The sequence below is a fragment of the Nocardioides sp. zg-1228 genome, from assembly GCF_017086465.1.
Classification (GTDB): domain Bacteria; phylum Actinomycetota; class Actinomycetes; order Propionibacteriales; family Nocardioidaceae; genus Nocardioides.
The window spans coordinates 2,560,835-2,574,399 of sequence record NZ_CP070961.1; the positions used below are offsets into that span (position 1 = coordinate 2,560,835).

Below are 13,565 nucleotides of genomic sequence, written 5' to 3' on the forward strand. Positions count from 1 at the left end.
GGGACACGTTCCCGCACCGACTCCCCCGTCCCTGGGGTCAGACGAAGACCGCGACCGGCCGCGCCTGCCCCCCACGCTGCTCGTAGAGCGCGAGGAACTGTCCGCCGGGTGCGAACACGGCGTGCGGGCCGGCCCCGGGCAGCTCGAGGTCGAGACCACGCCCCACGCGTACGTCGGCTGCCTGCGCGTCGTCGAGGTCGACCGGCGGGAACGTCGCCCGGGCGGCGGCGGCGATCGGCACGAGGGAGAAGTCGTCGGCGAGCTGCTCGAGGGTGCGGGCCACGGACAGGTCGAAGGGGCCCACGGCCGTGCGCCGCAGCGCCGTCAGGTGCCCACCGACCCCGAGCGCCACGCCGACGTCGCGGGCGATCGCGCGGATGTAGGTGCCCGAGGAGCAGCGCACCGAGACGTCGACGTCGAGGCACTCACCGACGACGCGCTGGTCGTGGACCTCCAGGGAGTGGATGGTGACGGGGCGCGCCTTCAGCTCGACCTGCTCGCCGTCGCGCACGCGGGCGTAGGCCCGCTTGCCGCCGACCTTGATCGCCGACACCGCGGTCGGCACCTGCATGATCTCACCGACCATCGCGCCGAGCTCGGCCTCGACCCGGGCCGGGTCGAGGTGGGACGCCGCGCGCGAGCCCGTGACCTCGCCCTCCGCGTCGTCGGTGGTCGTGGAGACGCCGAGGCGCACCGTGGCGTCGTAGGCCTTCTCGGTGAGCATCAGGTGGCCGAGCAGCCGGGTGGCGCGGTCGACGCCGAGCACCAGCACGCCGGTCGCCATCGGGTCGAGCGTGCCGGCGTGCCCGACCTTGCGGGTGCCGGCGAGCCGGCGGACCCGGGCCACCACGTCGTGCGAGGTCATGCCCGGGGCCTTGTCGACGACGACCAGGCCGGGGTCGACCATCAGGCGCGGTCGCCCTCGTCGTCGCGGTCGACGGGGTCGGCGGGGTCGGCGGGGTCGTCGTCCGCGTCGCCGGCCGCGTCGTCGTCCTCGGGCTCACGAGGCTTCTTGTAGGGGTCGGGCTCGCCGGCGTAGGCCTCGACGCGGCGGGCGGCCACCTCCTCGTCGAGCCGGCGGGCACGCTCCAGCACCTCGTCGAGGGCGCGAGCGCTCTCGGGGAGGGCGTCGGGGATGAAGGTCAGCGAGGGCACGATGCGCATGCCGAGCTGCTTGGCGACCTCGGAGCGGATCACTCCCTTGGCCGACTCGAGGGCGGCGGCCGTGCTGGCCAGCTCCTCCTCGGTGCCGAGGACCGTGTAGAAGATCGAGGCCTGCTGGGAGTCGCCGGTCACGCGGACGTCGGTGACGGTGACGAAGCCGAGGCGGGGGTCCTTGATCCGGCGCTCGAGCATCTCGGCGACGATCACCTGGATGCGGTCGGCGATCTTGCGCACGCGGGGATTGGTCATGGGCTCACTCTCTCAAAGGGCACGTCGAGCCGGCGCGTCCTGATGGCCGGATCGCGTCGAGTCGGCGCATCCTCACCCCACTGGGGGTCAGGATGCGCCGACTCGAGCTTGATCGGGCGTCAGGATGCGCCGACTCGACGAACGGTGTTCAGCTGCGCGGGATCTCGCGCATCTCGAAGGCCTCCACGACGTCGCCGATCTTGATGTCCTGGAAGTTGCGGAGCACCAGACCGCACTCGAAGCCCTCGCGGACCTCGGACGCGTCGTCCTTCTCGCGGCGCAGCGAGGAGAGGTCGAGGTTGTCGGCCACGACCGCCCCGTCGCGCAGGACGCGCACCTTGGCGTTGCGGCGGAGCACACCGGAGGTGACCATGCAGCCCGCGATGTTGCCGGCCTTGGACGAGCGGAAGATCTCGCGGATCTCCGCCTGCCCGAGGGTCGACTCCTCGTAGACGGGCTTGAGCATGCCCTTGAGCGCCGCCTCGATCTCCTCGATCGCCTGGTAGATGACCGAGTAGTAGCGGATCTCGACACCTTCCTTGTCGGCCATCTGGCTCGCCTTGCCCTGCGGGCGGACGTTGAAGCCGATGATGATGGCGTCGGAGGCGGCGGCGAGGTCGACGTTGGTCTCGGTGATCGCACCGACACCGCGGTCGATCACGCGCAGGGAGACCTCGTCGCCCACGTCGATCTGCGACAGCGCGTCCTCGAGTGCCTCGACCGAGCCGGACACGTCGCCCTTGAGGATGAGGTTGAGCTCCTGGCTCTCGCCCTTCTCCATGGAGGCCATGAAGTCCTCGAGGCTGCGACGCACGCGACGCTTGGCCTGCATGGCCGCACGCTCGCGCGCCTCGCGCTTCTCGGCGATCTGGCGGGCCATGCGGTCGTCCTCGACCACGATGAAGTTCTGGCCCGCTCCCGGCACCGCCGAGAGACCCAGCACCATCGCCGGACGCGACGGGTCGGCCTCGGTGAGCTCGTTGCCGTGCTCGTCGAGCATCGCGCGGACGCGGCCGTGGGCCGGACCGGCGACGATCGAGTCGCCGACGCGCAGCGTGCCTCGCTGGACCAGCACCGTGGCGACCGGACCGCGACCGCGGTCGAGGTGCGCCTCGACGACGAGGCCCTGTGCGTCCTGGTCGGGGTTGGCCCGCAGGTCGAGCGAGGCGTCGGCGGTGAGGACGACGGCCTCGAGCAGCTTGTCGAGGTTGGTGCCGGCCTTGGCCGAGACGTCGACGAACATCGCGTCGCCGCCGTACTCCTCGGGGATCAGGCCGTACTCGGTGAGCTGGCCGCGGACCTTGGTCGAGTCGGCCTCCGGCTTGTCGATCTTGTTGACCGCGACCACGATCGGGACACCGGCGGCCTTGGCGTGGTTGAGCGCCTCGACCGTCTGCGGCATGACACCGTCGTCGGCCGCGACCACGAGGATCGCGATGTCGGTGGCCTGCGCACCACGAGCACGCATGGCGGTGAACGCCTCGTGACCGGGGGTGTCGATCAGGGTGATGCGACGGTCGTCGCCGTCGACCTCGGTGTGGACCTGGTAGGCACCGATGTGCTGGGTGATGCCACCGGCCTCCTTGTCGACCACGTTGGCGTCACGCAGCGCGTCGAGGAGCTTGGTCTTTCCGTGGTCGACGTGACCCATGACGGTCACGACCGGCGGACGGATGACCAGGTCGGACTCGTCGCCCTCGTCGGCGCCGAACTCGAGGTCGAACGTCTCGAGCAGCTCGCGGTCCTCGTCCTCGGGGGACACGATCTGGACCACGTAGTTGAGCTCGTCGGCGAGCAGCTCGAACGTCTCGTCACCGACCGACTGGGTCGAGGTGACCATCTCGCCGAGCGAGAACAGCATCTGGACCAGGGCGGCCGCGTCGACGTTGATCCTCTCGGCGAAGTCGGTGAGCGAGGCACCGCGCGGCAGGCGAACGGTCTCGCCGTTGCCCTTGCGGACGCGCACGCCGCCGATCGTCGGGGCCTCCATGGCCTCGAACTCCTGACGACGCGCCCGCTTCGACTTGCGACCACGGCGCGAGGGACCGCCGGGACGACCGAAGGCGCCCTGCGTCTGGCCACGCTGGCCGGGACGACCGCCACCGGGGCGACCGCCGCCGGACGGGCCGAAGCCGCCGGGACGACCGGGAGCGCCACCGGGGGCACCGGCGCCGGGACGACCCGGGGCACCGCTGCGACCGGGAGCACCGGGACGGCCGGGACCGCCACCGGGGCCACCACCGGGGCCACCGCGGGCAGGACGCCCGCCGGGACCGTTGCCGAAGGCGGCCGGGGACTTGGGCATCATCGCCGGGTTGGGACGCGGCATGCCGGGGCGTCCCTCACCGCCGGCCGGCGGACGCGGCGGACGGTTGTCGTCGCCGCCGGTGCGCGGGGCGGGGCGCTGGCCCATGCCCTGGCTCGGGGCGAACGGGTTGTTGCCCGGACGCGGGGCGCCGGGCCTGCCGACGGGACGAGGTGCCGGGCTCGGCGACTTCGCGGCCGGGGCGGCGGGCGCCTCGGGCTCGGCCGGCGGAGGCGTGGGCTCGGCGGCAGGTGCCTTCGGGCCGGGACGCGGGCCGGGACGGGCCGACGGGGCTGCCGGCTGGGCGGCCGCGGGTGCGGCCGGCTCAGCGGCCGCGGGTGCGGCCGGCTCGGCAGGCTGGATGGGGGCGACCGGCTCGGCGGGCGCCTCGGCCGGAGCCTCGGTGGCCGCCGGGGCGGGAGCGGGCTTGGGGCCGGGCTTGGGCGCGGCCTTCTTGGCAGCCGGCTTGTCGGCCGGCGCGGCGGTGTCGGCGGGCGCGGAGGCCGCAGCGGCCTTCAGCTCCTCGCCGTACTGCTTCTTGAAGCGCATCTCGACGGGCGGCTCGACAGTCGACGATGCCGACTTGACGAACTCCCCCATCTCCTTGAGCTTCTCGAGAACGAACTTGCTCTCGACTCCGAACTCCTTGGCGAGTTCGTGGACTCGGGTCTTTGCCACGGTTGTTTCTGCTCCTTCTGGTCCGTGACCCCAGAAGGAGAGGGGAAACGGAACAGCTAGTGGGTGTGCAAACTCATCGCGAGTTACTCATCGAGTGCTCATGAGCTGCGTGCTCCAGTTTCTGGTCGGTGCTGCGGTGATTCGGACTGGTGCGCGGTGAGGTGTTCCTGCACCGGCGCGCCGCTGAGGTGCTCGCCCGAGCGGAGGGCCCGGGATGGTGCTCGGCGTCGCACGGCGAGCTCCCAACACTCCTGCGTGGGGTGGATGTGCGCCCCTCGCCCGGGTGCCCGACGGTCCGGATCGGGCACCAGGGCCGGTCGGCCCTCGGCGTCCGAGCCTGCGACCATCCGCAGCAGCTCGCTCGCAGCGGCCCTGGTCCGGCAACCCACGCAGGTCCGGACGGGTCCGGGCGCAAGGGTGTCAGACGTGGTGGCCACTGACCCCCACTCTAGCCGGTGGAGCCCCTGGTTCACGAACTGGGCTCGGGAGCCTCGTCGCTGCGGATGTCGATGCGCCAGCCGGTGAGCCGGGCCGCGAGGCGGGCGTTCTGGCCCTCCTTGCCGATCGCCAGCGAGAGCTGGAAGTCGGGCACGACCACCCGGCAGGACCGGGCGGCGAGGTCGACGATCTCCACCGAGTTGACCCGGGCCGGCGACAGGGCGTGGGCGACGAGCTCCGCGGGGTCCTCGGCCCAGTCGACGATGTCGATCTTCTCGCCGTGCAGCTCGCTCATCACGTTACGCACGCGCTGGCCCATCGGGCCGATGCAGGCGCCCTTCGCGTTGACGCCCGGGACGCTCGAGTGCACGGCGATCTTGGTGCGGTGGCCGGCCTCGCGGGCGATCGCCGCGACCTCGACGGTGCCGTCGGCGATCTCGGGCACCTCGAGGGCGAACAGCTTCTTCACCAGCGTCGGGTGGGAGCGCGACAGGGTGATCTGCGGCCCGCGCATGCCCTTGCGCACCGAGGTGACCAGGCACTTGATGCGCTCGCCGTGGACGTACTTCTCGCCCGGCACCCGCTCGCTGACGGGCAGGATCGCCTCGATCTTGCCGAGGTCGACCATCACGTCGTCGGGGTTGCGGCCCTGCTGGATGATCCCGGAGACGATGTCGCCCTCCTTGCCGGCGAACTCGCCGAACTTGATCTCGTCCTCGGCGTCGCGCAGCCGCTGGAGCATGACCTGCTTGGCGGTCGTGGCGGCGATGCGGCCGAAGCCCTGCGGGGTGTCGTCGTACTCGGGCCCGGCCGAGCCGTCCTCGTCGATCTCGCGCGCCCACACGGTGACGTGGCCGGTCTTGCGGTCCAGCTCCACGCGGGCGGGGCGCTGCGACTCGGTCGCGCGCTGGTAGGCGGTGAGCAGGGCCTGCTCGATGGCCTCGGCCAGCACCTCGAAGGAGATCTCCTTCTCCCGCTCCAGCATGCGCAGGATGCTCAGGTCGATGTCCATCAGTCGTCCTTCTGGTCGGTCTTGCGGTTGAACTCGATCTGCACGAGCGCCTTGGTCACGTCGGCGTAGGCGACCTCGCGCCGCTCCCCCGACACGTCGAGGGTCGCCGACTCCTCCGACGAGGCCAGCACCCGCCCGGTCAGGCTCGAGCCGTCGGCGAGCGTGGCCTTGACCAGCCGGTCCTCGTTGCGCCGCCAGTGCCGCGGCAGGGTCAGCGGGCGGTCGACGCCGCGGGAGGTGACCTCCAGCGTGTAGGGCATCTCGCCCATCACGTCGGACTCGTCGAGCACGCGCGAGACCTCACGCGTCGCGTCGGCGACGTCGTCCAGGGTCACGCCGCCGTCCTTGTCGACCGCGACCCGCAGGACGCGGCGGCGGCCGGCGGGGGTCACCTCGACGGCCTCGACGTCGAGACCCAACGCTCGCAAGGGGTCGACCAGCTCCGCCTCGATGCGGTCCCGGGTGGCGTCCTGGCGGGGGGTGCTCATCGGGGTGCGACCTCCTTGTGTAGTTGTCCGACTCCACGATAGCCGTCCTCCCCCGCACCGCGACAAACCCCGCCGGCCGGTCCGGACCGGAGCGCCGGGCCGCTAGGGTGCGGGGGTGCCCGCACGCCCGCTGACCCGTCGTACGACGGTGGGCGCGGCGCTCGCGGCGCCCCTCGTGCTGGCCGCCTGCGACATCGACCCGCCGCGCCGCGACGCCGGGTCCGTGGACGCCGACCAGCCCCCGCCGGAGGACTCCGAGCTGGTGGCGGGCGTGGTCGCGGCGCTGGTGCGGGCCCGATCCGTGCTGGAGGCGGCGACGCTGGCGGTCCCCGGCCTGACCCCGCTCCTGGCGCCGGTGGCGACCGCGCACACCGCCCAGCTCGACGTGCTGGCGACGGCGGTCGCCGACACCGACGTGCCCGCCTCCGACCCGCCCGTGCTGCCGGCCGCCCCGCGACGGGCGCTGACCGCGGTCCGCCGCTCGGAGCAGCGGCTGCTGCGCGAGGTGCGGCGCGCCTGCCTCGTCGCGGCCAGCGGCGACCTCGCCCGGGTGCTGGCAAGCGTGGCGGCCTCGACAGCGCAGCACTCGGCCGTCCTCGCCGACGCCACGACGAGCCCCGCCTCCGCGGAGGCCGGATGAGCGTCCTCGACGCCCTGCAGACGACCCTCGCCGACGAGCACGCGGCGCTCTACGCCTACGGCGTGCTCGGGGCGCGCACCTCGCAGGCCGCCTCCCCCGAGCTGTTCGACACCCTGACCTCCGGCTACCGTCGGCACCGGGCCCGGCGCGACCAGCTGCGGCTGATGGTGGGCGACGCTGGCGGCGAGCCGGTCGCCGCCGCCCCCGCGTACGACGTGGCCAACGCCCTGCGCCGACCGCAGCAGGTCGCCCGTGCCGCCCAACTGCTGGAGGCGACGAGCGTCGAGGTGCTCCTCGCCCTCGTGGCGCAGTCGAGCGGCGCCGTGCGCGAGTGGGCGCTCACCGAGGCGACCTGGTCGGCGACGTGGGAGGTGCGGCTCGGCGCCAGCGCCACCACCTGGCCCGGGGCCCCGGAGCTCGACGGGGCCTAGCGCCCGCTCGCCATCGCTGAGACGGGAAGAGCGGCCCGCGGCCTCAGCCTTTGGGAAAGTCCCGAGATCTCTCCCAAAAGCCGAGGACGCGGACCGCTCCCATGGGGTTGGTCAGCATCACCCTGTGTCGATCGAACCTGTGGGGGAGGTCGAGCGACATGCACAATCATGCATTCGATCCCGCCTCAACGTAAGGCGTCGCGACTCGCATGTTCCTGCAACGCACGAAGTTGCAGAACGGGTGCGCTCAGGCGGTGCCGAGACGACGCACCACGGCCGGCACCTGCGCCAGCGACGTGACCGTGGCGTCGGGCTCGCCCTCGGTGTGGCCGACCTGGGTCGCCGGGATGGTGCTCAGCGGCACGTGGATCGCGCGCATGCCCGCGTTGTGTGCGCCCCAGATGTCGTCGAAGAGCCGGTCCCCCACGTAGACGCACGCCGCCGGGTCGTCGACACCGACGGCGTCCATCGCGGCGCGAAAGGCGCGCTGGGAGGGCTTGGTCCACGGGATCTCGCTGGTGTAGACGTCGCCGTCGACCAGGTCGTAGACGCCGTCGCGCTCGAAGAAGCCGACGTGCCACTCCCTCGGCCAGATCGTGTTGGACAGCACCCCGACCTTGAGTCCCGCGTCGCGCAGCTCGCGCCACATCGGACCCACCTCGGGGTCGGTGGCGGTGTGCGGCTCCCAGAACTCGTAGTAGGCGGCGAGCAGGTCGGGGTCGTGGTCGAGGCCCGCCTCGGTGAAGAGGTCGGCGATCGTCGCGCTCTGCTGGTGGTCGCGGGAGCGGCCCCAGACGACGTCGCCGGCGCGGTGCAGCCGCGTGGCCCACGCGTGGTGGTCGTCGTGCGGCGTGGGCGTACGACGCACCGCCTGGGCCAGCGCGACCGACTCGGCGTGGAAGTCCACGTCGTGCCAGCGCGTCAGCGTGCCGCCCCAGTCGAAGATGACCGCCTCGATCTGCCCGCGTGCCATGTGGGAGGACCCTTTCAGCGGGGAGCGGTCAGCTGCGGACGATGTCGGTGATGCGCGCGGCCGCCGTGCCGACGGGGACGTCCTCGCGGTCGCCGGTGCGCCGGTCGCGCACCTCGACGTTGCCGTCGGCGAGGCCACGGCCGACCGTGACGATGGTGGGCACGCCGATGAGCTCGGCGTCCTTGAACTTCACGCCCGGGCTGACCTTGCCCGTGCGGTCGTCGAGGAGCACCTCGAGGCCCGCGCCCTTGAGCTCCTGGGCGAGCACCTCGGCGGCGGCGAGGATCGCCTCGTCCTTGCCGGCGGCGACGACGTGGACGTCGGCGGGCGCGACGTCGCGCGGCCAGCACAGGCCGAGGTCGTCGAGCGTGCCCTCGGCGATGGCCGCCACGGCACGCGACGGGCCGATGCCGTAGGAGCCCATCGTCACGGTGACGAGCTTGCCGAACTCGTCGAGCACCTTGAGCCCGAGCGCGTCGGCGTACTTGCGGCCGAGCTGGAAGATGTGGCCCATCTCGACGCCACGCGCCGACTCGAGGGTGCCCTGGTCGCAGCTGGGGCAGGCGTCGCCGTCGCGGACGTCGGCGGCCTCGATGGTGCCGTCGGGGGTGAAGTCGCGCCCGACGACCAGGTCGAGGACGTGCGAGCCGGCCACGTTGGCGCCGGTGACCCAGCGGGTGCCCTCCACGACCCGGGGGTCGACGAGGTAGCGGATGCCGGACGTGGACTCCTCGCCCAGCACCTCGGGGCCGATGTAGCCCCGCACCAGGGCCGGGTGCTTGGCGATCTCGGCCTCGCCCATCGCCTCGACCTCGATCGGCTCGAGCTGGCCCTCGAGGCGCTTCTGGTCGACCTCGCGGTCGCCGGGGACCCCGATGGCCAGCGGCTCACGGGTGCCGTCGGGGTGCTTGAGGACGACGAGCACGTTCTTGAGCGTGTCGCCGGCCGCCCACGGCCGGTCGTCGCGGGGGTGGGCCGTGTTGAGGTGCTCGACCAGCGTCTCGATGGTGGGCGTGTCGGGGGTCTCCTCGACGTGCGCCGCGGGGACGTCGTCGTAGGCGAGCGCGGGCGGTGAGGGGACCGTGACGGCCTCGACGTTGGCGGCGTAGTCGCACTGCGTGCAGCGGACGTAGGTGTCCTCGCCGACCTCCGCCTTGGCCAGGAACTCCTCGCTCGCCGACCCGCCCATGGCACCGGAGGTGGCCTTGACGATGACGTACTCGAACCCGAGCCGGTCGAAGATGCGGACGTAGGCGTCGCGGTGCTTCTGGTAGGACTCCGCGAGCCCGGCGTCGTCGATGTCGAAGGAGTAGGAGTCCTTCATGACGAACTCGCGCCCACGCAGCAGGCCGGCGCGGGGTCGCGCCTCGTCGCGGTACTTGGTCTGGATCTGGTAGATCGAGAGCGGCAGGTCCTTGTAGGAGGAGTAGAGGTCCTTGACCACGAGGGTGAACATCTCCTCGTGGGTGGGGCCGAGCAGGTAGTCGGCGCCCTTGCGGTCCTGGAGCCGGAAGATGTTGGGGCCGTAGTCGTCCCAGCGGCCGGTGGCCTCGTAGGGCTCCTTGGGCAGCAGCGCCGGGAACGACAGCTCCTGGGCGCCCATGTCGTCCATCTCCTCGCGGATGATGTCCTCGATCCTGCGCAGCACCCGGAGGCCGAGCGGCAGCCACGTGTAGATGCCCGGGGCGGCACGTCGGATGTAGCCGGCACGCACCAGCAGCCGGTGGCTCGGCACCTCGGCGTCGTTGGGGTCGTCGCGCAGGGTGCGCACGAACAGGGTCGACATGCGGAGGATGCGGCCAGTCATGGGCGCAACGATAGGGGTGGGCTCGCGAGCACCGCGAACCAGATTGCCGTTCGCCGGGATCCGGCTCAGGGCTGGAGCTCAGGGCTGGAGCTCAGAGATCGATCCAGCGGCTGGTCGCCGAGCGGTGACCGTCGCCGAGGGTGAAGCGCACGGCCCCGGTGGGTGCGGCGGCGAGGACGAAGAAGCCCACGTCGTCGAGCCCGGTCGTCCAACGCTGGCCGTCCTCGGCCTCCACCACCACCTCGACGGACCCCATGTCCCCGTCGAAGTCGAGCAGCTGCCCGCGCACCTGCCCCTCCTCGACCTCGGCGTCGAGGGACCAGCCCTCGGCGGCGGTGAAGTAGAGGATGCGCGAGGTGGTCACTCCCCTCACCTCGGCGGCGGGCTCCTCGCGCGAGTCGCGCACCAGCACGAGCAGCTCCCACTCGTCGTCGAGGTCGGCGGCCGCGACGGCCGCGATCATCGTCTCGGTCAGTCCGGGCGGCGGCGGGTCGCAGGTCGTCCACATCTCCCGCAGCCGTCCGAGGAGGGCAGCATCCCCATCAGTCATCGCTTTCCTCCTTCGTTGAGTGCGGTGCGGACCTTGGCCAGGCACCGGGCCCGGGTGGGACCGATGCTCCCGACCGGCATGCCGAGCTCCCGGCTGAGTGACTGGTAGTCGGGGCGGTCCATGAACGCCACGACTCGCAGCAGCTTGCGGCACCGCTCGTCGACGGTGGCCACGGCTCGCCACAGCCGGGCCGCCTCGTCGTCGAGGACGGCCAGGGCCTCGGCCGACTCCGTGTCCGGGAGTGCGGCGTGCAGCGCCTCGTCCTCCGTGGGGGTCGCGCGTCGCGCGGCCCTCGTGTGTGCGGCTGCGCCGCGCCTGGCTGAGGTGATCAGCCAGGACGCGACCGCCTGCGGGTCCTCGATGGTCCGGTGCAGCCGTACGAAGCCGAGCCAGGTCGCCTGCATCACGTCCTCGGCGACCTCCTTGTCGTGCCCGTAGCTGCGCACCACGTGCCAGAGCACCGGCGTCATCGCGGACACCAGCTCGTCCACCGCACCTGCGTCCCCCGAACGCCAGGCGGTGAACGCCCCACTGGCCATGTCCCACGGTGACTGGTCGGACTGCCCCTCAGCCCTGCGGTCCTCTGACATGGTGACCATTGTTGTCCCCATGTCCACTCAGGTGCGCGTACACCGCTCCGTGATACGCCGTCGCCGTATTTTTCTCCCGGGGTCCGGCGGGCGGGCTCGGGGGTCTCGTGCGGCGGGCGCCGGCCCTAGAACATCAGCGTGGCGAAGGTCGCCGTCTGCCGGAAGCCCACCCGTGCGTAGGCCGCTCGCGCGGGTGCGTTCCACTCGTTGACGTAGAGCGAGACCACGGGCGCCATGCCGGACCCGAGGACGTGCGCGACGACGGCCGCCATCCCGCTGGTGGCGAGCCCCTGGCCACGGCGGTCCGGGCGGACCCAGACCCCCTGCACCTGGGCTGCGTACGGGGTGAGGCAGGCGACCTCGGCCTTGAACACCACCCCGTCGGCGTCGAAGCTCGCCATCGACCAGCCGCGACCGATGAGCTGCTGGATGCGGGCGCGGTAGAGCTCACCCCCTCCGGTGTCGCTCTCCGGGGAGACGCCGACCTCCTCGGTGTACATCGCCACGCATGCCGGGTAGAGGAGCTCGAGGTCGCGAGGAGTCGTGACCCGCACGCCGGGGTCGGCGGCCACGGCCGGGACCCGGTCGGCCTCGAGGTGCGGCTGGTCGGACCGGATCTCGCGCGGGCGCGCCCAGCGCGGCTCCACGATCTCCCACAGGGCGGCCACCACGTCGGCCGGGCCGACGATCGTGCCGACGGTGCTGCGGCGGCGCAGGGCGACGTCGGCGAACGCACCCACGTCCTCGGGGGTGCACTGCACCGGGACCAGGTTGGCGCCGAGGTGGCACCCCGCGACGAGCTCCCCGTCGTCGAACCGGCCCCAGACCTGGCCCCCCAGCCACCGCTCGTCGAGGTTGGTCAGGCGCGCGCGGTAGTCGGCGAAGACGTTGACGACCGGGTCCTGCTCGGCGAGCGCGATGAACGCGTCCCGGTCGCCCGGGCCCAGCACGCGCACCTGCTCGCGGGTCCTCAGCACGGTGGTGAGCCTAGGGGGATGCGGGCGGGCCGACCAGCGGCCCCCACCCTCGAGCGTCAGGAGACGCTGACGCTGGCCTCGGCGCCCTCGACCGCCTCCATCCCCTCGGCGAGGCGCATGGCCTCCTCGATGAGGGTCTCCACGATCTGCGACTCGGGCACGGTCTTGATGACCTCGCCCTTGACGAAGATCTGGCCCTTGCCGTTGCCGGACGCGACGCCGAGGTCTGCCTCGCGGGCCTCCCCCGGGCCGTTGACGACGCAGCCCATGACGGCGACCCGCAGCGGCACCTCCATCCCGTCGAGCCCCGCGGTGACCTCCTCGGCCAGCTTGTAGACGTCGACCTGGGCGCGCCCGCACGACGGGCACGAGACGATCTCGAGCCGGCGGGGCTTGAGGTTGAGCGACTCGAGGATCTGCAGGCCGACCTTGACCTCCTCGACCGGCGGCGCCGACAGCGAGACCCGGATGGTGTCACCGATGCCCTTGCTCAGCAGGTGGCCGAACGCTACGGCCGACTTGATGGTGCCCTGGAACGCGGGCCCCGCCTCGGTCACGCCGAGGTGGAGCGGCCAGTCGCCGGCCTCGGCGAGCAGCTCGTAGGCGCGCACCATGACGACCGGGTCGTTGTGCTTGACCGAGATCTTGAAGTCGTGGAAGTCGTGCTCCTCGAACAGCCCGGCCTCCCACACGGCCGACTCGACGAGCGCCTCGGGGGTGGCCTTGCCGTACCTCTCGAGCAGCCGCTTGTCGAGCGACCCGGCGTTGACGCCGATGCGGATCGAGGTGCCGCGGTCCTTGGCGGCCCGCGCGATCTCCTTGACCTGGTCGTCGAACTTGCGGATGTTGCCGGGGTTGACCCGCACCGCGGCGCAGCCGGCGTCGATGGCCGCGAAGACGTACTTGGGCTGGAAGTGGATGTCGGCGATGACGGGGATCTGCGAGTGGCGGGCGATCTCGGGCAGCGCGTCGGCGTCGTCCTGGCTGGGGCAGGCCACGCGCACGATGTCACAGCCGGTGGCCGTGAGCTCGGCGATCTGCTGGAGGGTCGCGTTGACGTCGGAGGTCAGCGTCGTGGTCATCGACTGCACCGAGATCGGCGAGTCGCTGCCGACGCCCACCGAGCCCACCTTGATCTGGCGGGTCCTGCGGCGCGGGGCCAGGACGGGGGGCGGGAGGGCGGGCATGCCCAGCGAGACGGATGGGCCGGAGGTCATGGCGCCATCGTACGGGCCGGGCAGGAGGGCACCGCCGCTCGGGCAC

At 72.3% G+C, this 13,565-nt stretch carries 14 protein-coding genes; 2 read left to right on the plus strand and 12 right to left on the minus strand.

Features of this window, described 5'->3' with window-relative positions; all coding sequences use genetic code 11:
• Positions 1–37: 37 nt before the first annotated feature.
• The 6 genes from truB to rimP form a co-directional block, all read right to left on the minus strand.
• A complete protein-coding gene (truB, locus tag JX575_RS12360) occupies positions 38–907 on the minus strand; it encodes a tRNA pseudouridine(55) synthase TruB (protein WP_186340964.1) in 870 nt (289 codons plus the stop codon).
• Positions 907–1,413 carry a 30S ribosome-binding factor RbfA gene (gene rbfA / locus JX575_RS12365; protein ID WP_186340963.1) on the minus strand — a complete coding sequence of 169 codons (507 nt, stop codon included), beginning with the start codon at positions 1,411–1,413 and terminating at the stop codon, positions 907–909. The genes truB and rbfA overlap by 1 nt, the downstream gene beginning before the upstream one ends.
• A 148-nt stretch (positions 1,414–1,561) precedes the next feature.
• The gene (gene infB, locus JX575_RS12370) at positions 1,562–4,396 is read right to left on the minus strand and encodes a translation initiation factor IF-2 (protein WP_186340962.1); all 2,835 of its coding nucleotides are present in this window, start codon (positions 4,394–4,396) and stop codon (positions 1,562–1,564) included.
• Positions 4,397–4,494: 98 nt separating this feature from the next.
• A complete protein-coding gene (locus tag JX575_RS12375) occupies positions 4,495–4,869 on the minus strand; it encodes a YlxR family protein (RefSeq protein ID WP_346776142.1) in 375 nt (124 codons plus the stop codon).
• Positions 4,866–5,846 carry a transcription termination factor NusA gene (gene nusA / locus JX575_RS12380; protein WP_186340960.1) on the minus strand — a complete coding sequence of 327 codons (981 nt, stop codon included), beginning with the start codon at positions 5,844–5,846 and terminating at the stop codon, positions 4,866–4,868. Before nusA ends, JX575_RS12375 begins: the two co-directional genes overlap by 4 nt.
• Positions 5,846–6,334 carry a ribosome maturation factor RimP gene (gene rimP, locus JX575_RS12385; protein WP_186340959.1) on the minus strand — a complete coding sequence of 163 codons (489 nt, stop codon included), beginning with the start codon at positions 6,332–6,334 and terminating at the stop codon, positions 5,846–5,848. Before rimP ends, nusA begins: the two co-directional genes overlap by 1 nt.
• Positions 6,335–6,449: 115 nt before the next feature.
• Here rimP and JX575_RS12390 point away from each other — a divergent pair, with 115 nt between their 5' ends.
• Together JX575_RS12390 and JX575_RS12395 are read left to right on the plus strand one after the other, a co-directional pair.
• Positions 6,450–6,974 carry a hypothetical protein gene (locus JX575_RS12390; protein ID WP_186340958.1) on the plus strand — a complete coding sequence of 175 codons (525 nt, stop codon included), beginning with the start codon at positions 6,450–6,452 and terminating at the stop codon, positions 6,972–6,974.
• Positions 6,971–7,405: a ferritin-like domain-containing protein gene (locus JX575_RS12395; RefSeq protein WP_186340957.1), complete on the plus strand. Its 435-nt coding sequence runs from the start codon at positions 6,971–6,973 to the stop codon at positions 7,403–7,405. The genes JX575_RS12390 and JX575_RS12395 overlap by 4 nt, the downstream gene beginning before the upstream one ends.
• A gap of 247 nt (positions 7,406–7,652) precedes the next feature.
• On the opposite strand, the gene JX575_RS12400 is transcribed toward JX575_RS12395, so the two are convergent.
• The 6 genes from JX575_RS12400 to ispG all read right to left on the minus strand — a co-directional run bounded on the left by JX575_RS12400 (position 7,653) and on the right by ispG (position 13,519).
• On the minus strand, positions 7,653–8,378 hold the full coding sequence (locus JX575_RS12400; protein ID WP_186340956.1) for an HAD family hydrolase: 726 nt from the start codon (positions 8,376–8,378) through the stop codon (positions 7,653–7,655).
• A gap of 28 nt (positions 8,379–8,406) precedes the next feature.
• On the minus strand, positions 8,407–10,185 hold the full coding sequence (locus JX575_RS12405) for a proline--tRNA ligase (protein ID WP_241005137.1): 1,779 nt from the start codon (positions 10,183–10,185) through the stop codon (positions 8,407–8,409).
• Positions 10,186–10,276: 91 nt separating this feature from the next.
• On the minus strand, positions 10,277–10,735 hold the full coding sequence (locus JX575_RS12410) for a hypothetical protein (RefSeq protein ID WP_186340955.1): 459 nt from the start codon (positions 10,733–10,735) through the stop codon (positions 10,277–10,279).
• Entirely contained in the window at positions 10,732–11,325 is a 594-nt protein-coding gene (locus JX575_RS12415; protein WP_206054386.1) for a sigma-70 family RNA polymerase sigma factor, read from the minus strand. The genes JX575_RS12410 and JX575_RS12415 overlap by 4 nt, the downstream gene beginning before the upstream one ends.
• A 125-nt stretch (positions 11,326–11,450) precedes the next feature.
• Positions 11,451–12,302 (minus strand): GNAT family N-acetyltransferase, encoded by an 852-nt coding sequence (locus JX575_RS12420; protein WP_186340953.1) that lies wholly within the window; start codon positions 12,300–12,302, stop codon positions 11,451–11,453.
• 56 nt (positions 12,303–12,358) lie between these two features.
• The gene (ispG, locus tag JX575_RS12425) at positions 12,359–13,519 is read right to left on the minus strand and encodes a flavodoxin-dependent (E)-4-hydroxy-3-methylbut-2-enyl-diphosphate synthase (RefSeq protein WP_186340952.1); all 1,161 of its coding nucleotides are present in this window, start codon (positions 13,517–13,519) and stop codon (positions 12,359–12,361) included.
• Between the last annotated feature and the right edge of the window lie 46 nt (positions 13,520–13,565).